This is a genomic window from Saccharopolyspora soli (assembly GCF_022678645.1).
Classification (GTDB): domain Bacteria; phylum Actinomycetota; class Actinomycetes; order Mycobacteriales; family Pseudonocardiaceae; genus Saccharopolyspora; species Saccharopolyspora soli.
This window is the reverse complement of record NZ_JALBWV010000010.1, coordinates 1-22,334: the sequence shown is the minus strand read 5'-3', so window position 1 is coordinate 22,334 and position 22,334 is coordinate 1. Positions and strand designations below refer to the sequence as shown.

Here is a 22,334-nt window from a genome sequence, read left to right as displayed (position 1 = left end):
GCCGGATCTCATGAAGATCGGCGAGCTCTCCCACCGGACCGGAGTGAGCCAGCGGCTGCTGCGCTACTACGAGCAACAGGGCCTGCTGACTTCCGAGCGCGCCCCGAGCGGCTACCGCTACTACTCGGAGGAAGCGGTCACGATCGTCGCGCAGATCCGGAACCTGCTGGCTGCGGGCCTGAACACGGAAACGATCCGCACGGTCCTGCCCTGCGCGAGGGGCGAACTGCCGGTCCTCGAACCATGCCCGGACCTCCTAGCAACCCTCCGAACTCAACTAGAGGCCATCGACGACCGCCTAGCCTGCCTCCAACAAACCCGAACAGCCCTGTCCAACTACCTCACCGCCACCCAGCGGTAGACCAGCCCAAACGTCGCCCGATCGGCACAGCTCGTGGCCCTGCTCGCGCGGACTCGCTACCGTTGCCCTATGACCACGCTGCCCGACTGGATGCGCCCGCCGCGCGCTGAAGGCTGGTTCGCGGAGGATCTGGACCGCCTTCCAGAAGCACCTCGTCACACCGAACTGATCGACGGAGCCCTCGTCTTCATGATGACGCCGCAGCGGTCCTGGCATGGCCGACTCGTCACCGGACTCACCGTCGAGTTGTCGCGCCAGGCTCCCGATGGGATCGAGGTCGAGCGGGAGATGACGATTCGGCTCGACGAGCGCAATCGCCCGGAGCCGGATCTCCTGGTCACCACAGCGCCATTCGACCCGGACCGCACCTGGTACGAGCCTGCCGACGTGCTGCTGGTCATCGAAGTCGTCTCACCCGAGTCGGCACACCGCGACCGAACGGTCAAGCTCCGCAAGTACGCCGACGCGGGCATCCGCCACTACTGGTACATCGAAGACGAGGACACAACCGCAGTCGTGCACGTCTACGAACTGGACGAACCGACCAAGGTTTACGCACCGGCAGGCATTTTCCGAGGCACCTTGCAGCGCCCGGTGCCATACGAAATCACGCTCGACTTGGAAAAGCTGATGCCAAGACACCGCTGACGCGTGCTGGATGTCTGCGGGTTTCCGATCACGCGCCGATGATCAGACGTTGAAGCGGAATTCGACGACGTCGCCGTCGGACATGATGTAGTCCTTGCCTTCCATGCGGACTTTGCCCGCTGCTTTGGCTTCCGCCATCGAACCCGCCGTGATCAGGTCTTCGTAGGAGACGATTTCCGCCTTGATGAAGCCCCGCTCGAAGTCGGTGTGGATCACGCCCGCTGCTTGGGGTGCCGTCCAGCCCTGGCGGATCGTCCAAGCCCTCGCTTCCTTCGGCCCGGCCGTCAGGTAGGTCTGCAGACCGAGGGTGTGGAAGCCCGCTCGGGCCAGCGCGTGCAGGCCCGGCTCCAGCTGACCGATCGACTCCAGGAGTTCGCGCTGGGACTCCTCGTCCAACTCCTGGAGCTCCGCCTCGACCTTGGCGTCCAGGAACACCGCGTCGCCGGGCGCGACCAGCTCGCGCAGTTCCTTCTGCTTGGCCTCGTCGGTCAGCACACCCTCGTCGGCGTTGAACACGTACAGGAACGGCTTGGTGGTCAGCAGGTTGAGTTCCCGCAGGTCCGGGGTGTCCTTACCGAGGCCCGCGGCGAACAGGGTCTGGCCTGAGTCGAGGATTTCCTTGGCCTGCTGCGCGACCTCCAGGGCCGGGCGCTTGTCCTTGTGGGTGCGGGCTTCCTTCTCCAGCCGGGGCAGCGCCTTCTCCAGGGTCTGCAGATCGGCCAGGATCAGTTCGGTGTTGATCGTCTCGATGTCGCTGGACGGCTCCACCCGGCCGTCGACGTGCACCACGTCGGGGTCGTCGAAGACCCGGATGACCTGGCAGATCGCGTCCGCCTCGCGGATGTTGGCGAGGAACTTGTTGCCCAGCCCCTGCCCCTCGGAAGCACCCTTGACCAGGCCCGCGATGTCGACGAACGACACCGTGGCGGGCACCGTCTTCGCCGAGTTGAAGATCTCGGCAAGCTTGTCCAGCCGCCCGTCCGGCAGCGGCACCACACCCACATTCGGCTCGATGGTGGCGAACGGGTAGTTCGCCGCGAGGGCGTCGTTGCTGGTCAGCGCGTTGAACAGGGTGGACTTGCCAACGTTGGGCAGCCCGACGATTCCGAGGGTGAGACTCACACCCCGAAGTCTAGGTGCTCGCCCACACCGGGATCGGTCCCGGTCACATGGGTCGTGAGCGGTAACGGTCGCTATCACGACCAGCACCGCTCACGACCCCGCCGCGTCAGCCGTCGTCCTGCTGGTCGCCGTCCTGCTGGTCACCGTTTTGCTGATCGTCGTCCTGCTGGTCGCCGTCCTCCTGCTCCTGCTGCTGCTCCGGAGGCGGCGCCGGGTCGTTGCAACCCGCCGTGACCATCAGGGCGAACGCAGCACCGGCCGCAGCGCCGAGGACTTTGAACCCACGTCTGGTTCTGATCTTCGATTGAGCCATGCCGCGACAATAGGGACGAACCGCCCAGGATGCATCCATCTCGATCGAAATCCCTCGCAGAAGGGGATCGGACCATGATCAAGCCTCGTGGGCGGCGCCCCGAGTCCGGGCCTCGCTAGCGCGTCCGATTCCCGCTAGTAACCGTCCGGGGCGGCTGGCAGCATCGAACCCATGCTGGTGGGAACCGAGGAAGCACTGCGGGCGGTGGCCTCGCGCGACGCGCGCTTCGACGGCTGCTTCATCCACGCGGTGCGCAGCACCGGGATCTACTGCCGCCCGTCGTGCCCGGCGCGCACCCCCAAGCGCGACAACAGCGTGTTCTTCGCGACGGCCGCCGCCGCGCAGGCCGCCGGGTACCGAGCTTGCCGCCGGTGCCTGCCGGATGCCGTGCCGGGCTCGCCGGAGTGGAACCTGCGCGCCGATCTCGCTGGCCGCGCCATGAGGCTGATCACCGACGGCGTGGTGGACCGCTGCGGCGTGCGCGGCCTGGCCGACCAGCTCGGCTACTCGGAACGCCACCTGACCAGGGTGCTGACCGCCGAACTCGGTGCCGGACCGCTCGGACTGGCCCGCGCGCACCGCGCCCACTCGGCGCGCATCCTGATCGAAACGACCAGCATCGCGTTCGGCGACATCGCGTTCGCCGCCGGGTTCTCCAGCCTGCGCCAGTTCAACGACACGCTGCGCGAGGTCTTCGACGCGACTCCGACCGAGATGCGCAGTCGCGCGCAGCGACGCACCGGTATCCCGAGCAGCGCCGGAGTCGTCCAGCTCCGGCTGCCCTTCCGGGTACCGTGCGACGTCGCCGGTGTGCTGCGGTTCCTCGGTCAGCGCGCGCTGACCGGACTGGAAGATGCCGGACCGGACCACTACACGCGCGCGCTGCGCCTGCCGTACGGCACCGGGATCGCCACGCTCCGCCCGCACGACAAGTACGTCGCCTGCACGCTGCGGCTCACCGACCTGCGCGACCTCGGCAGTGCGGTGTCCCGACTGCGCCGACTGCTCGACCTCGATGCGGATCCGGTCGCGATCGGCGACGTGCTAGGTACTGATCCGGCACTGCGGACGGCCATCGCGCGAACGCCTGGGGTTCGGGTGCCGGGCAGCGTTGACGGCCTGGAGATCGTGGTCCGTGCCGTGATCGGCCAGCAGATCTCGGTCGCGGCGGCGCGCAAGACGACGGAGCGCCTTGTGAGTGCGCTGGGCGAACGACTGCCCCAGCCGGACGGCGCGGTGACGACGCTCTTCCCGACCCCGGGAGTGCTTGCGGAACGAGCGCTGGATGCCTTGCCGGGACCGCGTCGGCGAGCGGAAACCGTGCGAGCCGTCGCGGAAGCCGTCGCTGAGGGACGGCTGGCCCTGCACCCCGGCCGCGACGCGGCCGAACTGCGGCACGACCTGGAAAGCATCAGCGGCATCGGACCGTGGACGTCCAGCTACGCCTCGATGCGGGTGCTCGGGTGCCCGGATGTGCTGCTCATCGGTGATCTCGCGCTGCGCAGGGGCGCAGGGGCGCTTGGCCTGTCCGAAGATCCGGCCGCGATCCAGGCGTATGCGCGACGCTGGAGCCCGTGGAGCTCCTACGCGGGGGTGCTCCTGTGGGAAGCAGCTGTCAGCGGACCGCCGCAGCTGCAGAAGGCGTCTTGATCCGCAGCACCATTTCCGCACCCACACAACGCCTGATTGTCCACTATGGACATTCTGCCCCGGACTGTTCGGACCGCAGTTTCGCGCTCGTCGACGGGTGTGCCGGTGAGGTGGCGCCGATTTCGCGCGAAATCGCTCAGGTTTGGAGTTCGAGGGTGGAGCCGGTGCGGGACTTGCGGACTCGCAGCCGGACCGAGATCCGCTGGCGCATCTCCTCGACGTGCGAGACCAGGCCGACGACTCGACCACCCGCGCGCAGGTCGTCGAGGGTGTCCATCACCAGGTCGAGGGTGTCGGCGTCGAGCGTGCCGAAGCCCTCGTCGATGAACAGGGTGTCCAGCAGCGCGCCACCGGTCTCGGCGGCCACCACATCGGCCAGCCCGAGCGCCAGCGAAAGCGAAGCGAGGAACGACTCACCACCGGAGAGCGTCTTGGCCGGGCGAACCTGGCCGGAGTAGTCGTCGAGCACGTCCAAGCCGAGCCCACCCCGAGTACCCCGCGCCCCGGCAGCATCGGAATGCACGAACGAGTACCGACCATCGCTCATCCGCTGCAACCGACGGGTGGCCGCGACCGCGACCTCCTCCAACCGCGCGGCCAGCACGTACGACCGCAGCGACATCTTCCGCGCGTTCTGCCCGCGCCCGTTGACCACGTCCGCCAACGCCTCCAGCTCGGCGTGCTCCGCCAACGCTGGCCCGAGCTCCGCCCACGCTGCGCGCAGCCGCTGCGCGAGCTGCGCTACGTCGCGCTGCCGCTGCTCGGCGCGATGCGCCAACGCAGCCGCGCGCTCCGCGGCTTCGCGGGCGACGGTGGCCGCCTCGGTGGCCTCTTCAAGGCCCACCTCGGCGTCCGCGTCGACGCCGAACAGCTCCGCGCTGGCCAGCGCTGCGCGGGCGCCTGCGGCGCGCTCCTCGACCTCGGCCAACGCCTCGGCGAGCTGGTCGAGCCGTTCCTCGCTGCGCTCGGCGGCGAGCGCCGCTTCGGCGCTGTCGAAGTCGGCTGCGGTCGCTGCTTCGGCGAGGGCTGTCGCGTGTTCGGCCGCGCGGTGCTCGGCGTCGTCGCGGGCCATCCGGGCTGTGACGAGCTGGTCGAGACGGCTGGCGATGTCGAGCAGGTGTGCGCGCCGGTCGGCGATGCTCGGGAAGTCGCCACGGCCGTCGCGCAGCCGCACCTCCCGTTCGTCCACTGTGGCCGATAGTGCGGCGTGCTCACTCCGAGTTGCCGCGATTCGGGTTCGCAGCTGCGACAGCTGTTCGGTCAGGCGCTCAGTGGACGCTTCGAGTTCGGCGAGTTGTTCGGTTCGCTGTGGTAGCTGTGCCGCGGTGTTCCGCAACGCATCGCGTTCGGCCCAGAGTTCGGCGAGTTCGGCGGCGAGTCCTGGCTCGGTGTTTTCGCCGACGCGTTCTACCAGGTTGTCGACGTGTTGTTGAGCTCGTTGCGCTTCGGCGGTGGCCTTCTCCCGGCGCCCGTGCGCCTGCTGTTCTTCGGCCTGGGCGTTGTCCTCGTCTTCGGCGCGCACCGGGTCCGCGACCGGCTTGCCCGGCTCGGGGTGCTCTGCTGATCCACACACCGGGCACGGTTGGCCGGGCTCCAGTCGGGCCGCGAGTTCGGCGGCCATACCGGCAAGTCTGCGGGCGCGTAGCTCTTGCAGCAGGTCGCGCGCCTGCTGGTGCGCGTCGATGGCCTGTTGCGCTCGGGCGCTGGCCGCCGCGAGTTCCTGTTGCGCGCCGGGCAGTTCCCGCGCGGTCTGCAACAGGGCGGCGACCTCGGTGCCACGCGCTTGCACGGTTTCCAGCCGCAACTCGGCGTGTTTCGCCTCGTCGACTTGCTGTCGCGCAGTGCTGATGCGGTCGGGCAAGCTGGTCTGCTGCTCGACGAGCGCTATTTCCTGCTGCTCGTCGGCAGTGCTCCGGCTGGCCAGTTCGGCCAACTTCTGGCGGTCGGTTTCCTGCTGCTGCGCCTCGGGAATCAGGTGTGCGAGGGCACCGGCTTCCTCCCGCTTGGTCCCGGCGAGCGAACGAAGTTCGGTCAGCGGCGTGTCCGCGTCCACATCGCAGCGCGCTGCCGCGGCGGCGACCTCCGCCCGCGCCCCGTCGCGTTCCTGCTCAGCCCGCAACGCCGTTCGACGCGCGATGAGCACCGGGATCGCGCGCTGCGCGGCCTCGCGTTCCGCTCGCCACGCATCGTGTTGGCCCTGCTGTTCGCCCAACTCGACGAGCGTCGCGTTCGCCTGCCGGACTCGGCGCACCTTGTCGGCGAGCTCGCGGGACTCGGTCAGCTTGGTCTCCGCCGCCTCCCGCTCGCGCCGCAGGCGGGAGTGCTCGGCTTGCGCGCCCTCCAGTTCGCGGACGGACCGCTTTTCGACGTCCTCCAACCAGTTCTGCTCGTCACCATCCGGTTCGGCCCCAGCGACCTGGGAGACGCGCGCCAGCAGTTCGCGGACCTGCTGGCTCTGCATTTCGACCGCCCGGCCGCGCTCGCGACGGCGCTCGACGAACCACCGCTCGACCTCGCCGAAGCGCTGGGTGCCGAACAGCTTCTCCAGCAGTTGTTCGCGTTCGGCGGTGTCCGAGCGGAGGAATCGGGCGAACTCACCCTGCGGCAGCATCACGACTTGGAAGAACTGGAAGACGGTCATGCCGAGCAGCCGCTCGATCGTGCGGGCGACCTCGTCGATGCGCGTCAGGCCCTCGGGCGGCTGCTCGGTCGGAGCACCGCCCACCCAGGTCAGCGACGCCTTGGCCTGCTGCGTGGTGTGCCCGTCGCCACGTTTCTTCGGCCGCTGGTACTCCGGACTGCGTTCCAGCCGCAGGCGCTGCCCCTGCACCGTCAGCTCCAGCACGACCTTGGTGACGGTGTCGGGAGCTGCTGTGTCGCAACGGAGCCGCTTGACCTCACCTCGCGCGCCTGGCACCGCGCCGTAGAGCGCGAACGCGACCGCGTCCAGCAGCGTCGTCTTGCCCGCTCCAGTGTCGCCGTGCAGCAGGAAAAGGCCATCGGCGCCGAGTTGGTCGAAGTCCACCTCCTGGTGGTCGCGGTACGGACCGAACGCGGTGACCTCGAGGCGGTGCAGTCTCATCTCGCCCCCTCTGCCGCGCTGACCGCGCGCAGCGCGTCGGTGAGCAACGTGCGCTCGGATTCGCTCGGTTCCGCTCCTCGGCAGTCGGCCACGAACCGGGCGGCCAGGGCGTGGTCATCCGCGCCGCGCACGATCTCGGCGTAGCGCAGCGGCGCGGTCGCGCGACCGGCCGCCGGTTTCCACTCCAGGTGCACGGCGTGCGGAAAGCGCTGTTGAAGCCGCCGCATCGGCTCCAGCGGCCGCACCTCGTCGGTCAGGGTCGCCGAGAGGTAGCAGTCCTCCAGATCGGTGTACTCGGGCTGGGTGAGCAGGTCGTCCAGCAAACCCCGCACGGTGGCGAGTCGTCGCGGCACCGGCAGTTCGCGGCGCTCGACACCGGCCAGGCCGTCCGCGTCCAGGTCCACCAGCCACACCGATTTGCGCTGTGCCACCTCGGAAAACGAATACGCCAGCGGACTGCCGGAATACCGCAGGTGCTCGGCGAGCCGCTGTGGCCCGTGCAGGTGTCCCAACGCGACGTAGTCGACGCCGTCGAACACCGAACCCGGTACCTGCTCGACGCCGCCGACCGCGATGGTGCGCTCCGAATCGCAGCCGTCGCCCCCGGTCACGAACGCGTGCGCCAGCACCGCGGAACGAGTCCCCGGTGGACGTTCGGCCAGATCGGCGCGCACCCGGTTCATCGCTTCGGTGAGCACCGCCGTGTGGCCGCGCGCGGAGATCTCGGGGCTGGCACCCGGGACGTCGGAGCACGCTTGCAGCGCATGGCGCGCCGTATCCGGTTCGAGGTACGGGATCCCGTAGCAGGCGACCGGACCGTGCTGGTCGGTGAACACGACCGGCTCGTGCAGCCGGGCGATCTGGGTGCGCAGGTGCAGTCCGCCCGCCGCGGCGAACTCCGCGAACGCGCCGACACGCGCGGCGGAGTCGTGATTTCCCGAGGTGACCACCAGTTGGGCACCCGCCTCGCGGATCCGGGCGAGCACCCGCACGCACGTCTGCACCGCCTCGCCCGATGGCACCGCGCGGTCGTAGAGATCGCCAGCGACCACCACGACGTCGACCTGCTCGGCGGCGACCAGATCCGCCAGTCCACCCAGGACGGCTTCCTGATCTCCGAGCAGATCTCGACCGTGGAACGTCCGTCCCACGTGCCAGTCGGAGGTGTGCAGCATTCGCATGCGCCCCAAGCTATCGGCGAGGCCGCCGAACATCGTTGACCCCCCACATCGCTTCGGCGTGTCGTGCACCTTCACACCAATGAGTGACACATTGATCACCAAAAGTGATCATGCTCCTGGCGTCGGCGGCGCGGTCGTCCGCGATGTTGTCGGGCGGGTCCGCCATCATTTGAGCCGCAGCGGCCACTACCGGACGGAGCTCATGTGGGTACCGGCGTCCTGATCACCATCGTCGTCGTGCTGACACTGCTGTTCGCAGCAGCACTGATGCTGATCTGGCGGCTGTACACCGACAGCGCGCGCCGCGCCGACGAAGCCCTGCGCATGGTGGAGGCCGAACGGGCCCGCACCACCGAGCAGCAGGCCGCGCTGCGCCGCTACGAGGTGGCGTTCGCCTCCATCACCGGACGCGGCGAACTGGGCGAGCAGGTGCTCGTCGAAACCGCGCGGTCGCTGGGCCTGCGCGAGGGAACCCACTTCACCCTGCAGACCGACCTGGCCGGCGGCGGCGCGGCGCGGCCGGACATGGTGCTGGCCGTGGGCGGTGGGCGTCAGGTCCCGGTGGACGCCAAGGCGAGCCTCGCCGTGTGGGCCGAGGCGATGGAAACCGACGACCCCGAGGAGCGCGGCGACGCCCTGCGCGTGCACGTCCGCAACATCCGCTCCCGCGCCACCGAACTCGCCAGCAAGGGCTACCAGAAGTGGGCCGACGCGATCTACGGATCGATCATGTTCGTGCCCTCCGACGCCGCCGTGATCGCCGCTTTGGACACCGATCCGCAACTGCTGACCTGGCTGTTGGACAAGCGGGTCTTCCTCTGCGGGCCAACGGGATTCGCGGTGCTTGCCGCGGCATCGATGTTCGCGGCCACGGAACGCACGATCGCCGAGGACATCGAGCAGGTGCGCGCCCAGGCCGTCCGGGCGCAGCGCGCCGCGTCCGGTGCGGTGGAAGCGGTGAACCTCTCCAGCACGCACCTGCAACGCTTCGTCTCCGCGCGACGCCGCGAACTCGACGCCCTGGAGACCTTCCGCAGCGCGGTGCAACCGCTGGCCGACGCGGCGGGTTCCGGCGGCATCGGCACCATCCGCCAGGACGAAGACGGCCTGGTCAACGGCTCGCTACCGGTCCCAGAACCAGAAGGGATCGACCCGGCTCAGCGCACCGACCGCGGGAACGGACGTTTCTGAACCAAGGCATACATCAGCGCGGCCGAGTGGGAAAAAGCGAGGCTCCGCGATGCGGAAGGGCGGTTCGGGGTTCAGACGTGGGTTTCGACGAAGGCCGTAACCGTGTCGACGATCATCGCGTTGTGCGGGCCTCGGCCGAAACCGTGGTCCAAGCCCTCGTAGGGGTGCAGTTCGACCGGGACACCCAGGCGGCGCAGGCTCGCGGCGAAGTCCAGGGTCTGGTCCATCGGAACCAGCGAATCCGCGGTGCCCTGCTGGATCAGGAACGGCGGCTCGTCCCCGGAGATGTTCTTGATCGGGCTGGCCGCGTCCGCCTTCGCCGGGCAGTCCACCGGCATGCACCCGAGCAGCTGCTGTATCACCCGGCGCGCGTATTCCTGCATCTGCGGATGCGCCACCTGCGCCTCGGCGCTCATATCGGTCGGGCCGAACCAATCCACCACCGCGCGAATGCCGGACAGCCCGCCGCCCGGTTTCGTCGGATCACCGGCCACCGCGCCGAGCTGCGCCACCAGGTGCCCACCTGCCGAGGCGCCCCAAAGACCGATCCGGTTGGCGTCGAGCTGCCACTGACCGGCCTGCTGCTGCAACCAGCGCACCGCGTCCGCCACGTCGATGACCTGCGCCGGGGACTGCGCGACACCGGTCAGCCGATAGTCCACAGTGGCCACTGCATAACCGTGTTCCAGCAGGCGCTGCGCCGCCAGCGCCTCCGGCGCCGCGATGTCCGCGTCCAGCGCGCGGGTACCGGCATCCCAGCCGCCGCCGTGCACGTACACCACCAGCGGCATCGGCGTGTCGTGCTGCTTCGGCAGGAACAGATCCAACTTCAGCGCGCCGGTGTCCCGCTGCGCGTAGACCTGGTCGCGCAGCACGCTGGCCGCGCCGAGGTCGCGGACCGCGACGTCGACCGGCAGGGCCTCGTCGGCGTCCGATTCGCGCGAGCAGCCAGCCGCGACCAACGCCGCCAAGGCGAAGCACACCGCCAAGACACGTCGTGTCACCGGCATCGGTCCCGCGCCTCCCCGATCTTGTTATCCCTCACCCAAATGCATGAGCTTAACAAGATCAGGGGACGCACTCTTCGCCGATCAGCCGCGCTCGTCCGCAGCGCGCTGCTCACCTGCCAAGAAGTGCGCGATCCGCACCGTCGAGTCGTAGAGATCCCGGTAGTGGCGGAAGTAGGCGTCGTAACGTTCGGTGTTCGCCGGGTTCGGCTGGACGGTCCGCGTCACCGGGTTCCAGTCGTCCGCGTCGACGGCCGTGCCGGTACCGATGCCCGCGAGCAGCGCGTTCCCGTACGCCGCACCGACCGTCTCGGCCGGGATCTGCTGTTCCTGACCGGTGATGTCGGAAACGATCTGGGTCCACAAACCGCCCTGCGTGCCGCCTCCGACGGCGACCAGTCGACGAGCCGCACCGCCCGCCTCGCCCATCGCCGCCAGGTTGTGCCGGACCCCGAAGCCGATGCCCTCCAGCGCGGCCCGGTACACCTCGGCTCGCCCGTGGCCGGTGGTGAGCCCGGCGAGGATGCCGCGCGCGTCCGGGTCGAAGATCGGCGTCCGCTCGCCCGCGAAGTACGGCAGCAGCAACAGCCCGCGACTGCCTGCGGGCACCGCGCTGGCTTCCTCGACCAACTCGGCGAAGTCGCCGCCGACGAGATCGCGCAGCCATTGGGTGACCGCGCCCGAGGTCGCCATCCCAGCGGCCAGCGTGTACGTGTCCGGGAACGCGCCGCAGGTGCCCCACAGCGCCGGATGCGGCCGCACCTCGGTCAGCACCTCGACGAAGAACATCGTGGTGCCGTACATCAACATCACATCGCCGGGCTGCCGCACGCCCACGCTGCTGGCCTCCGCCCACGCGTCCACCGTGCCCGCGGTGACCGGAAGTCCCTCGGGCAGCCCGGTTTCGGCGGCGGCCTGCGCGGTGACCCGCCCGACCACCTCGGTCGGCCAGGCCAGTTCCGGCAGCGGCAGCTCCGGCGCCACGCGCGCCACCCAGTCCGCTGCCCAGTCGCGGGCCTGCAGGTCGTAGAGCGGATCGCACTGGCTGGCCGAGTGGTGGTCCAGCACGTACCGGCCGGTCAGCCGGTGCACCAGGTAGGAGCTGCACATCAGCAGCATCTCGGTGCGCTGGTAGACCTCCGGCTCGTGCTTGGCCAACCACCGGATCTTCGGCCCCACCGCCTGGCTGGACAGCGCTGAGCCGCCCCGGCGCAGGATCTCGTCGGCCCCGAACTCCTCGGCGAGCTCCGCGATCTCCTCGGTCGCGCGGGTGTCCACGCCGTAGAGGATGGCCGGGCGCAGCGGTTTTCCGGCCCCGTCGGCGGGCAGCAGCACGGGGCCGATGCCGCTGACGCCGAGGCCGACGATCTCGCGGCCCTCGGCGGCCGGGACCAGTTCCCGGACCAGCGCCGCGAAGTCGTCCCACCACACCGATTCCGGGTCGTGCTCGACCCAGCCCGGATGCGGGTAGGAGGTCTCGTGCGGCCGGGACGCGCGAGCGATGATCCGCCCGCCGGTGCCGACCAACACCCCCTTGGAACTCGACGTGCCGATATCGATCCCGAGCAACACTGCGTCGGCCATCTCCGCTGTCCTCCTCCTCGACCCAGGGGCGATTTCGCGAGACGTGCGCGTTCCCAGGGGCGAAGTCAATCTCCCGCGAAATCGCGTCGCGTCGTAGGTCCGATCAGCCCCGGGTCCACTCGTCGAGTCGGACGTCGAGCTGGTCGGCGACGGCCCGCAGGGCGGCGCGGTGGTCGCCCGGCACAGCGTGGATGTGGTTGGCCCCGAACTTCGACAGGAACAGCTCTCCCGGCGCGTCCAGCCGGGCGAAGGCGTGCGGCCACTCCGGCGTCGACTGGTCCATCAGCGCCTGGTTGGTCGCGTCGTCGTAGCTCTCGAACTCGCCGAGCATCAGCTGCAACCGGTATTCGCCGTTCTCGCGGGTGAGCCGCCCCAGCGTCATCTGCCCCGGCGCCGCGATGTGCTGCACCGATGCACCACCGGCCGGGAAGAAGAACACCTCCGGGAAGAAGTTGACCTTCGCCAGGTTCTCCGCCGGGTCGTCGCTGCGGGCGGCGTACCAGGTGGCGTGCTGTCCGGAGTTGCACAGATCCCAGATGTCCCGGTCCGCGTGGTAGTGCCGCACGTCGGCGAACAGCACCGGGGTGCCGGAAACCGCCTTGAACAGCTGCATGGTGAGCGCGCCGTCCATGTCCGCCTCGGTGGCGCAGACGTGCGGTTCCTTCGGCCCGTTCCAGTCGTAGGGGTCGTTGAGGAACGCCTCGGTGACGTCCATGGTGGCGAAGTTCTCGGTCAGCTCCGGCTGCGCCTTGATCCCGGAGAAGTCCAGGTTGCGTTCCGCGATGATGTCCCGGATCGCCAGGTAGGACCGGATCTGCCGCTCCAGCAGCTCCGGGGTCAGCTTCTTGCCGTCGTAGTGCACCCCGGCGGCGTGCTGCTCGATCCACTCGCGCGCTTTCCGCGCTTCGGTCGGATCGGCCTTGTCGGCCCGCAGGACCAGCTCGTACTGGTCGATCTCCTCCACGTCGATGCCGAACTTGCGCATCCACTGGTCCGTGTTGGCCACCGCGGTGTTCATGCCCATCGGCCGCCCGCCGAACCGGCCGAACGTGGCCCCGTGCAGCGACCGCACCGCAGCGGAGGCGGTGGCGTGCACGCTGATCTTGTCGACCAGTTCGGCGTCGTCCGGGGCGCCCCAGGCGCGGGTGTGGCGACGGCCGATCTGGTCCAGCGCACCGCCTGCGGCGAGCATGCCGACCAACCCCGGTTCGGTCGGGTCGGTGCTGGCCACCAGCACCAGCGGACTGCGGGTGGCGTCCGCGGCCAGCATGGTGAAGTGCGGGAACGCCCACACCGCGTAGTAGAAGACGGTGACGTCCACGTCGGCTGCGGCGACCTTGCGGGAGACCGAAGTGGCCAGCGCGTTGGTGGCGATCAGGTCGTCGCCGACCACCACCTCGTGCCCGGCGCCGCGCAGCGCCCGCACCAGAGCGTCCTGTTTGGACTGGATGAACTCCGCGTTGCGCGCGTGGACGTGATCACGACCGTCGGAGATGCTGACGACACCGATGCGAGCCACGGTTCCTCCCAAGTTCGGTGACAGGCGGCGTTGACTGCTGCGGAACCGGCGGCGAGGAGCACGTGGGCGGCGCTGCGACCGCTCCGCCGATCGAACTCCCCGCGGGGTCGCCCGACCGGGAAAGCTCGTCGCTCAAATGCTGATACGACCGGCGAGCAATCGTTTTCTCGGACGCTATTCTGGCAGGACACGGGCTGTCAAGGCAGGGGGCCCGCCATCACTCGGGAAGAGGCCACCAGGAGGAGCCATGGCGACGATCAGTGACGTGGCAACCCGAGCCGGGGTGTCCACCGCGACGGTCTCACGCGCGCTCAACGGCAAGAGCACCGTTGACCCGGCGCTGGCCGCGCGGGTGCTGGCGGCTGCTGCCGAACTCGGGTACCGCCCCAACGGTCCGGCCCGCAACCTGCGCAGACAGGAAACCGCGGTGCTGGCGTTGATCATTTCCGACGTGGAGAACCCGTTCTTCACCGCGATCGCCCGCGGCGTCGAGGACGTGGCGCACACGGCCGGTTACTCGGTCGTGTTGTGCAACTCGGACGACGAGCCGAACAAGGAGCGCGAGTACATCGACGTCGCCCTGCAGGAGCGGATGGCTGGCGTGCTGCTGTCGCCGACCGGCCGGGGCGACAGCGCCGAGTTGCTCAGCCGCAGCCGCACGCCCGCGGTGGCGGTGGACCGGCCACTGCCGAACTCGCCGGGTGACACCGTGCTGGTGGACAGCAGGCTCGCCGCCGAGGAGGCCACCGAACACCTGGCCGAGCAGGGCTACCGCCGGATCGGCTGCCTCACCGGCCCCAGTGGTGTGCTCACCGCTGACGACCGCCTCGCCGGATACCGCGACGGGCTGCGCGCAGCGGGCCTGGCGGAATCGACGGCGCTGGTGCGGCGTTCGGAGTTCAAGGCCGCTGGGGCGAAGCAGGCCGCGCATTCGCTGCTCACCCAGGACGACAAGCCCGACGCGGTCCTGGTGGCGAACAACATGATGGCGGTGGGCGTCCTGGAGATGTGCGTGGAGCTGGGCCTGCGTCCCGGCCGCGACATCGGCGTGGTCGCCTTCGACGACGCGCCCTGGGCCACCCTGCTCGACCCGCCGCTGACGGTCGTCGCCCAGCCCGCCTACGACATGGGAGTGGTCGCCGCGCAGATGCTGCTCGGCCGGATCAGCGGCGAACGCGGCGAACCGACCACAACAACGCTGTCGGCGCACCTCGTCGCCCGAGCCAGCAGCAACCGAGCCTGACCTGGGAACACGGCGGGGCGGCGTGGAGATCCGTCCGCACGCCGCCCCGCACCGGTCGCTCCTAGTCGTCGCGTTGGTGTTGCCTGATCGCGTCCTCGACTGCCTGCTGGACGTCCATCGGGACGTTGCCGTCGTCCTGCCCCGTGGTGTCCGGCGTCCCCGGCTCCGGGGTGGTGGATTCGCTCGGTTCGACCGGTGGCGTCGACGGCGCGACCGGCACCTCCGGGGTCTCCGGCGGGGTGCTGGGTGCTTGGCTGGGTAGTTGCGGCAGCTCGATGAGCCCTCGCTGCGGTGGCAGGCCGCCGTACCAGTACGCCGTCGAGCTGTAGTCGCCCGGCTCGTCGTTCACCGGACCGTGCTCGATACCGGCCACCAGGCCGTTGCGGAACGGCACCGCGTCGTTGACCAGCAGCCGGTAGGCGCCGGTGCAGTCGTACTGGCAGCCGTCCACGTTGATCTCGTGCGACGGGTTCCCGGCCAACGGCATGGAGAACGTGGTGCCGAACCGGAAGTACCAGCCCGACTCGTAGAAGTCCTCGCTGCCGGTGCCGTGCCACGCCGGATCCCCCGCACCATCGACGAAGAACCGTTCGTCGCCTTCCAGGTAGTTGCGCTGGTTGGCCGCCTGCCGTTCGTCGGAGTGCGGTTCGTCGGCGCGTTGCGTCGCGGTCGGCGGGATCAACCCGCGCATGCTGTGCGTGACGCCGTAGAACGTGCCCGCACCGTTCGCGCTCAGGAAGTTCCAGTCCTGCCCCTGCACGGTGGGTCCGCGCTGGTGGGTGGCGTGGAAGTACCCGGTGTTGGGGCCGATCTGGGCGCTGGAGCTGGTCACCTCGGCACTGGCACCGCTGATCGGCACCCCGCTCGTGTTCACCACCTCCACCGTGGCGTGCTGGCTGAACGGCATCGGCCACCACGCGGTGTACCAGCCGTCCAGACCGGGATCGACCGAGCTCATCAGGGTGCGCACGTCGTGCTCGCCGAGCCCGGTGCCGAAGAACTCGCCGATCGGCGCGTCGACGGTGGTCCGGCCGTCGAAGGTGATGCGCAGCCGGGCGCCGTCCAGCACCGCGTCGGAGGCCGCGACCTCCTCCGGTGGGATCGCGTAGCGCCCGATGAGCTTGGAACGGGCGAAAACCGGGTTGTCGATGCGGTAGTTGTGCGCCGCCTCCTCACCGGGATGTCCTGGACCGAGGTCGAGCACGTCGGTGCGCACCCACTCGCCGTTGACGAGGCTTTGCACGTCGTAGCGGAACTCGTTGAAGTCCAACGAAGACGAGATGAACCGGTTCTCGATGTCCACCGAAGACCGGCCCGCCGTCACGGCCGGTGGCACGTCGATCGCCTGCACACCCCACAGCCCCGGGGTGGCCGCCCCGCTGCGCCACTCGCCGACCTGCTGGCCGTTGACGTGCAGGCTGCCGACCTGGTCGGCGACCTGCGGGTCGTACCGGCGGATCACCCGGATGCCCTGGTTGTCCGGGTGGACCCGCATGTTGAACCGGCTGCCGCCACCGGCCCCGAACGCCCGGCCGTCGTCCACCACCTGCGGGGCAGCCGCCACCTGCGGCAACCGCACCCGCAGCTGGTTGATCTGGGCCGGACCGCTGAGCTCGGCGACCGTGGCGGCCGTGCCGGGCGGCAGGTCGAAGTCCTGGCGGACCGGCGTGCCACCGGCGCTCGGCTTCGGGTCGGCCACCCCGAACGCGCGCAGCCGCTCCAGCACGTCGCTGGCGGAATCGTTGGGGTTGAAGGTCTCCACGCCTTCGGGGTCCGGGAAGGCGCGGTAGTCCACGTGGTAGAAGTACGGGTTGTTCTGCACGGTGACCCGCATCGATTCGCGGTACGGCATCGGGACCTTGATCACCACGCCACCGGCGGCGTCGTCGGCGTTGCCGACCAGCGGCCACTCGAACGGCGCGCCCAGCCGCCCGTTGACCACGTCGATCAGCGGTGCGTCCAGCACCACTCGGCCGTCGAGTTCGATCACGATGTTGCCGGTGGCGGTGACGTCACCGAGCGGTTCTCGGGTGCTCCAGATCGAGGAGATCTCGCCCGCGCCGGTGTGTTCGGCGATGACGCAACCACGATCCGAAGTGCGCAGGCAGGAATAGGTTCCTTCGAATCCGTCGTTGTTCCCGCCGGTTCGGTCGTAACTGGAGAACTGCAAGGACTGTTCCGCGCCGCGCAGTTGCGCCAAGCCGTCGAGATTGCGATACGTCTCCCAACCGACTGGACCTTTCGTCGGTGCCGGTGGTTGGCCATATGCGCGAACCGAACTGAATCCGGCGTCGGCCACCACGGCGGCCGCTGCCAGCGAAGCGACCCCGAGGTACGCACCGAGCCGACGGGCGCGCCGACGACCGTTGCTCGGTGGCGACGTTGCTGAGCGGTCTCTCATCGTGCTCGCCCTCCCCACACCACTGTCCGCTGTAGACGGTGATGTCGCTGTTTCCGATGGTGGTGCGCGACTGGATGAAGTTTTGTCGTCCGGCCCCTGGATGCAAGATCACCCGCGCATTCTGCGCAGCGTAAGAAAGAGCTCTCCACGAAGCCAACCAACACGGGCGTTGTCGGAGAATCCGCGATGCGAATTCACTCAATAAGATGGTTGCCGGACCCGCAGGCGCCGACAACCACCATCCAGGTGTTATTCGATTTTTCCGCGCCAAAGCGACGTACCACCAACGGAATCGGCCCGAGGCCGCAAAAATCCACAGTAGACCAAAAATACCACCGCCCACTCCGGAGAGCGGCGGCCCGTGCCGCCGGTCGTGAGTGGTCGTGGCCTTTCTTACGACCACGGCCGCTCACAACCCCCGAACGGGTCAGCTCTGGTTGAGCCGAGAGTAAACATCGGGGGCGTTTTCCTTGGTGACCAGTTCGGTCGGCAAGGTCTCGGTCTTGGGCACCTGCTGGCAGTCGACCAGCATCTTCTTGGCCGCCTCGACGGCCTCCGCGCCACCGGTCGGGTACAGGTTGGTGGCCTGCAACCGACCTTCCTCGACCGCCTTGATGCCGCCGGAGGGGATCGGCAACCCGTCGATGCCGACGAACTTCAGGTCAGGTCGGTTGGCCGCTTGGGCGGCCAGGTACGCACCCTCGGCCATCGGGTCGTTCTGCGCGTAGACCGCCTGGACGTCCGGGTGGGCCTTCAGCAGCGCGTCCATCTTCTGCTGCGCCACCGAACGCTCCCACTCGCCGTCCGCGGTGGCCACGATCTCGATCCCGGAACCCTGGATGCCCTCCTTGAAGCCCTGTTCCCGCTCTGCGGCCGGGGTCGAGCCGGACAGTCCCTTGAGCTGCAGGATTTTGCCGCCCTGCGGCAGGAGAGTGGTCTTGAAGTACTCACCGGCCTGCCGTCCGATCTGGACGTTGTCCGCGCCGATGTAGGTGGTGTAGGCATCGCCCTCGACCTTGCGGTCCAGCACGACGACCGGAATCCCCCGGTTGTACGCCTTCTTCACGACGTCGGTCAGCGGAGCGGCCTCGTTCGGCGAGATCATCAGCAGGTTGACCTGCTTGGTGATGAAGTTCTCCACATCGCTGACCTGCTTGGAGTTGTCCTTCGCGGCGTCGGCGAACTCCACTTCGAACTGCGGCACCTTCTCGGCGGCCTTGCGGATGTCGTCATCCATCCGGACCCGGTACGGCTCGGCCAGGTTGGCCTGGCTCATCCCGATCCGGTAGTGGCCGCCCGGCCCCTGGCAGTTCTTGGTCGGATCCTGGACCTGTACCTGTCCGGTGTTCTCGCTGGTAGTGCCGCAACCGGCAGCGGCGAACGCGACCGCGGCGCACGTGACTGCGACCAAGGACTTCGTTGTCTTGCGCATCGTGCTTCCTCCCGGATGTTGGTTCACGACGTGGGGCGCAGACGCTGCAACGCCGCCGCCGCGACGATCACCAAACCTTTGATCAGCAGTTGCAGATCGGTGTTCACGCTGTTCAGGCTGAGGATGTTGTTGAGGATGCCGAGCAGTAGCGCACCCGCGATGGTGCCGATCACCGAACCCCGGCCACCGGCCAGGCTGGTGCCGCCGACCACCACCGCGGCGATTCCGTCGAGTTCGTAAGCGATTCCGTCGTTCGGGCTGCCCGCGTTGAGCTGACCGGCGTGCACGATTCCGGCCAACGCGGCGCAGAACCCGGCGATGCCGAAAGCGATGATCTTGACCCGGTTCACCGGCACGCCCGAGAGCCGGGCCGCCTTCTCGTTGCCGCCGATGGCGTAGAGGTGGCGGGAGAAGGCGCTGGAGCGCAGGAACAGGATCGCCACGACGGCCACCACGACGAAGATCAGCGCCGGAATCGGCACCACACCACCGAAAGTGCGTTCGCCGAGCAGGGAGAACAGCATCGGCGCCTGGCCCGGCCCGTCGCCGTAGGAGATCTGCACCGTCTCGCCGCCGGACCACATGCGCGCCAGACCGCGCGCGATCTGCAAACCGGCCAACGTGACGATGAACGCCTGCACCCCGAGCAACGCCACGGCAGTGCCCTGCAGCAGGCCGAAGACGATGCCCGCGAGCAGCACCAACGCGACCGTGGCCCACACGCCGTAGTCGTCCTCGACCATCAGCACGGCCGAGCCGACCGCGGCCAACCCGAGCACCGAGCCGACCGACAGGTCGATGCCACCGATGAGGATCACGAAGGTCAACCCGATCGCGATGATCCCGATCTCGGACACCGCGCGCACGATGTTGAACAGGTTGTCGCTGGTCAGGAACAGGATCTGACCGTCGTTTCGGGGTGAGAAGACCACCGCCGCCAGGAAGACCACGACCAGACCGAAGAAGCTCTGGAACCGGAACAGCGTCTCGACGGTGTTCTTCCGCCTCGACCCGGTGGCCACCGAGCCGCCGGGTTCCGCGGGCCGTTGTTCCGTTTGGTTGCTCACCGCGCACCTCCCCCAGTGCTTTGCTGTCCGGTGCCGACCACCGGCCCTAATTCGTCGGTCACCACGCTCTCGCCCATGGCGGCCGCCAACAAATCGGCTTCACCAATCTCAGCGGTGTCGAACTCCGCCACGCTGCGCCCGGCGCGCAACACCACCACCCGGTGGCAGACGCCGACCAGTTCCGGCAGCTCCGAGGAGGCCAACAGCACCCCGATGCCGCGCTCGGCGATCTCGCCGAGCAGTTGGTAGATCTCGGACTTCGCCCCGATGTCCACGCCACGGGTCGGATCGTCCAGCAGCAGCAGCCGAGGCTCGGTGAGCAGCATCCGACCGAAGACGACCTTCTGCTGGTTGCCACCGGAAAGGGTGCCGACCGGGTCGAGGATCCGGCCGAGCTTGACCTTGAGCTGCTGCACGCTGCGCTCGGTCGCGGACATCTCGGCGCGACGGCGGACCAACCCGGCCACTCCGAGCCGGTCCAGCACCGACAGCACGGTGTTGGCCAGCACCGAATGTTCGAGCACCAGCCCGGAACTCCTGCGGTCCTCCGGCACGAAGGCGATGCCCTCCCGCAGCGCCCGGTGCGGACCCCTCGGCCGCACCCGACGCCCATCGAGGGTCACCTCCCCCTCCCACGTGCCGGAGGACCCCGCCCCGAACAGCGATTCCAGCAGTTCGGTGCGACCTGAGCCGAGCAACCCGCACAGCCCGACGATCTCCCCGCGGTGCACGGTCAGATCGATGCCGTCGGGTTCTCGGCGCCCCACCCGCGCTCGGCGCGGGCGGACCGCGAATCCGGACACCCGCAGCAGTTCGTCGCCGACGGCGCCGCGCTCGGCGCGGAACATCGTCCGCACCGACCGGCCGACCATCGCCTCGGCGGCCTGCTCCGCGGTCAACTTCCGGGCGTCGAACTCGGCGACCTTGCGGCCGTTGCGCAGCACGGTGGCGCGGTCGGCCACCTGGCCGATCTCGTCCATCCGGTGCGAGATGTAGACGATTCCGGTTCCGCTGCGGCGCAGCTCGGCGATCACCGCGAACAGCCGTTCCACCTCGGTGCTGGACAGCGCCGAGGTCGGCTCGTCCATGATCAGCACCTTCGCGTCCAGCGACAGCGCGCGGGCGATGGTCACCAACTGCTGCTCGCCGATCCGCAGCTCGCCGACCGGGCGCAGCGGATCGAGGTCGATGCCGGTGCGCCGCAGCAGTTCGCGGGTGTGCGCGGCCATCTTCCGGCGGTCCACCACGCCGAACCGGTTGCGCAGCTCCCGACCGAGGTAGAGGTTCTCCGCGACGCTCAGCCCAGGGACCAGGTCGAGCTCCTGGTGGATCATCGCGATCCCGGCGTGCTGGGCGTCCGCCGGTTTGCCGAACTGCGCCGGATGACCCTCGATCGAGATCGACCCGGTGTGATCGGTGACGTCACCGGAGAGCACCTTCATCAGCGTGCTCTTGCCCGCGCCGTTCTCCCCCAACAACGCATGCACCTCACCGGCGTGGACCGTCAGATCCACCCCGTCACACGCCAACACACCCCCGTAACGCTTGGTAACGCCGGTCATCTCGACCAGCGGTGGCGCCGTGCTCATAGGACCCCCGTCACGCCGCTCGCGAATCGCGAGAAAACGATTGCCCGGACGCTAAGATGGTCGCACTCCTTGTGTCAAGGTTCACACACCTGGCCAGGCGACAGGGCATCCATTCGGCTGCACCAACATCACGTAGCGATCACGTTGCCTAGAAGTGCGTGTGACCCAACGTGGGGTAACGCGCTAGTTCCGCAAGAGGGCTCTCAGCGCGAAGTACTGGACCGTTACCGTTGGGACTCGTGACCGCCATCCGCGAGAGCCAGAGCGCCTCACCCCGCAGCAACGGCGCACCCCCTTGGTCGGCGCGCTCCGCATTCGGCGCCACCGGCGTGCCGCTGTGGGGCGCCGTGCTGCTGGCTGCCGTCCCGACCGCGATCGGCACCCTGCTCGACATCGTGATCTGGACTCAGCCGGGCATCTTGTTCAAGGCGTGCTTCTTCGTCGGATGCGTGTTCGCCGTGTTGCTCGTCAAGCGGCGCAGCGTGTTCGGGCCGATGGTGCAACCGCCGCTGGTGCTCACGATCGTCATGCCGCTGCTGGTGCTGATCACCGGCAGCGGGATCGCCAGCGGAGCCGGTTTCACCGGCAAAGCGCTCGCCGTGGCCCGACCGCTGATCAGCAGCTTCCCGATCATGGCAGGGGCCACCCTCGTCGCCCTGGGCATCGGTTTGATCCGGATGTTCGTTACGCAGAAGCGCGAGCGCCCCGAAGTCGCCGACAGCGACGAGGCCACGAAGAAGCGCCGCCGCGCTGCCCCGCCCCGCAAGAAGCCCAGCGAAGACGCCAAGAAGCGGCGCCCCGAGGAGCGCACCCGGCAGCCGAAGACCGACGGTGCAGCGCGCTCCCAGCGCGCCCAGCCGGAGCGTGGACGCGCGCAGGCGCCGGGACGGCCGCGTGCAGGCGATACCTCCGGCCGAACGCGAGGTGACGCGCCCGGCAGAGCG

General features: G+C 69.0%; 17 protein-coding genes. 6 read left to right on the top strand and 11 right to left on the bottom strand.

What is annotated here, in order from left to right; all coding sequences use genetic code 11:
• Nucleotides 1-10: 10 nt before the first annotated feature.
• A complete protein-coding gene (locus tag MOQ72_RS09570; RefSeq protein ID WP_242182394.1) occupies nucleotides 11-361 on the top strand; it encodes a MerR family transcriptional regulator in 351 nt (116 codons plus the stop codon).
• 69 nt (nucleotides 362-430) lie between these two features.
• Nucleotides 431-1,009 (top strand): Uma2 family endonuclease, encoded by a 579-nt coding sequence (locus MOQ72_RS09565; RefSeq protein WP_242182122.1) that lies wholly within the window; start codon nucleotides 431-433, stop codon nucleotides 1,007-1,009.
• A gap of 42 nt (nucleotides 1,010-1,051) precedes the next feature.
• On the opposite strand, the gene ychF is transcribed toward MOQ72_RS09565, so the two are convergent.
• Nucleotides 1,052-2,131, bottom strand: coding sequence for a redox-regulated ATPase YchF (gene ychF / locus MOQ72_RS09560; protein ID WP_242182120.1), 1,080 nt, complete (start codon nucleotides 2,129-2,131; stop codon nucleotides 1,052-1,054).
• Nucleotides 2,132-2,237: 106 nt separating this feature from the next.
• Nucleotides 2,238-2,444, bottom strand: coding sequence for a hypothetical protein (locus MOQ72_RS09555; protein ID WP_242182118.1), 207 nt, complete (start codon nucleotides 2,442-2,444; stop codon nucleotides 2,238-2,240).
• Nucleotides 2,445-2,615: 171 nt separating this feature from the next.
• Between MOQ72_RS09555 and MOQ72_RS09550 the strand changes: the two genes are divergently transcribed.
• Entirely contained in the window at nucleotides 2,616-4,094 is a 1,479-nt protein-coding gene (locus tag MOQ72_RS09550; RefSeq protein WP_242182117.1) for a DNA-3-methyladenine glycosylase 2 family protein, read from the top strand.
• Nucleotides 4,095-4,230: 136 nt separating this feature from the next.
• Here the strand turns inward: MOQ72_RS09550 and MOQ72_RS09545 are convergent, their stop codons facing one another.
• Nucleotides 4,231-7,176, bottom strand: a complete 2,946-nt coding sequence (locus MOQ72_RS09545; protein WP_242182115.1) for an AAA family ATPase — start codon at nucleotides 7,174-7,176, stop codon at nucleotides 4,231-4,233.
• On the bottom strand, nucleotides 7,173-8,357 hold the full coding sequence (locus MOQ72_RS09540) for an exonuclease SbcCD subunit D (protein WP_242182112.1): 1,185 nt from the start codon (nucleotides 8,355-8,357) through the stop codon (nucleotides 7,173-7,175). Before MOQ72_RS09540 ends, MOQ72_RS09545 begins: the two co-directional genes overlap by 4 nt.
• A 267-nt stretch (nucleotides 8,358-8,624) precedes the next feature.
• Between MOQ72_RS09540 and MOQ72_RS09535 the strand changes: the two genes are divergently transcribed.
• Nucleotides 8,625-9,548 (top strand): DNA recombination protein RmuC, encoded by a 924-nt coding sequence (locus MOQ72_RS09535; protein ID WP_277953838.1) that lies wholly within the window; start codon nucleotides 8,625-8,627, stop codon nucleotides 9,546-9,548.
• Between the two features lie 71 nt (nucleotides 9,549-9,619).
• Here the strand turns inward: MOQ72_RS09535 and MOQ72_RS09530 are convergent, their stop codons facing one another.
• The 3 genes from MOQ72_RS09530 to MOQ72_RS09520 all read right to left on the bottom strand — a co-directional run bounded on the left by MOQ72_RS09530 (nucleotide 9,620) and on the right by MOQ72_RS09520 (nucleotide 13,658).
• A complete protein-coding gene (locus MOQ72_RS09530) occupies nucleotides 9,620-10,558 on the bottom strand; it encodes an alpha/beta hydrolase (protein WP_242182107.1) in 939 nt (312 codons plus the stop codon).
• 81 nt (nucleotides 10,559-10,639) lie between these two features.
• Nucleotides 10,640-12,139: an FGGY-family carbohydrate kinase gene (locus MOQ72_RS09525; protein ID WP_242182105.1), complete on the bottom strand. Its 1,500-nt coding sequence runs from the start codon at nucleotides 12,137-12,139 to the stop codon at nucleotides 10,640-10,642.
• Nucleotides 12,140-12,242: 103 nt separating this feature from the next.
• On the bottom strand, nucleotides 12,243-13,658 hold the full coding sequence (locus MOQ72_RS09520) for an L-fucose/L-arabinose isomerase family protein (protein ID WP_242182103.1): 1,416 nt from the start codon (nucleotides 13,656-13,658) through the stop codon (nucleotides 12,243-12,245).
• Nucleotides 13,659-13,905: 247 nt separating this feature from the next.
• Between MOQ72_RS09520 and MOQ72_RS09515 the strand changes: the two genes are divergently transcribed.
• Nucleotides 13,906-14,901: a LacI family DNA-binding transcriptional regulator gene (locus MOQ72_RS09515; protein WP_242182101.1), complete on the top strand. Its 996-nt coding sequence runs from the start codon at nucleotides 13,906-13,908 to the stop codon at nucleotides 14,899-14,901.
• 61 nt (nucleotides 14,902-14,962) lie between these two features.
• Here the strand turns inward: MOQ72_RS09515 and MOQ72_RS09510 are convergent, their stop codons facing one another.
• The 4 genes from MOQ72_RS09510 to MOQ72_RS09495 form a co-directional block, all read right to left on the bottom strand.
• The gene (locus tag MOQ72_RS09510) at nucleotides 14,963-17,302 is read right to left on the bottom strand and encodes a glycoside hydrolase family 172 protein (RefSeq protein WP_242182099.1); all 2,340 of its coding nucleotides are present in this window, start codon (nucleotides 17,300-17,302) and stop codon (nucleotides 14,963-14,965) included.
• 427 nt (nucleotides 17,303-17,729) lie between these two features.
• Nucleotides 17,730-18,734 (bottom strand): substrate-binding domain-containing protein, encoded by a 1,005-nt coding sequence (locus MOQ72_RS09505; protein ID WP_242182097.1) that lies wholly within the window; start codon nucleotides 18,732-18,734, stop codon nucleotides 17,730-17,732.
• A 23-nt stretch (nucleotides 18,735-18,757) separates the two neighbouring features.
• A complete protein-coding gene (locus MOQ72_RS09500; RefSeq protein WP_242182095.1) occupies nucleotides 18,758-19,801 on the bottom strand; it encodes an ABC transporter permease in 1,044 nt (347 codons plus the stop codon).
• Nucleotides 19,798-21,390 (bottom strand): sugar ABC transporter ATP-binding protein, encoded by a 1,593-nt coding sequence (locus MOQ72_RS09495; protein ID WP_242182093.1) that lies wholly within the window; start codon nucleotides 21,388-21,390, stop codon nucleotides 19,798-19,800. The genes MOQ72_RS09500 and MOQ72_RS09495 overlap by 4 nt, the downstream gene beginning before the upstream one ends.
• Before the next feature lie 239 nt (nucleotides 21,391-21,629).
• On the opposite strand from MOQ72_RS09495, the gene MOQ72_RS09490 reads away from it, so the two are divergent.
• Nucleotides 21,630-22,334 (top strand): DUF6542 domain-containing protein (locus tag MOQ72_RS09490; RefSeq protein WP_242182090.1); only part of this gene is annotated, 705 nt, incomplete at its 3' end.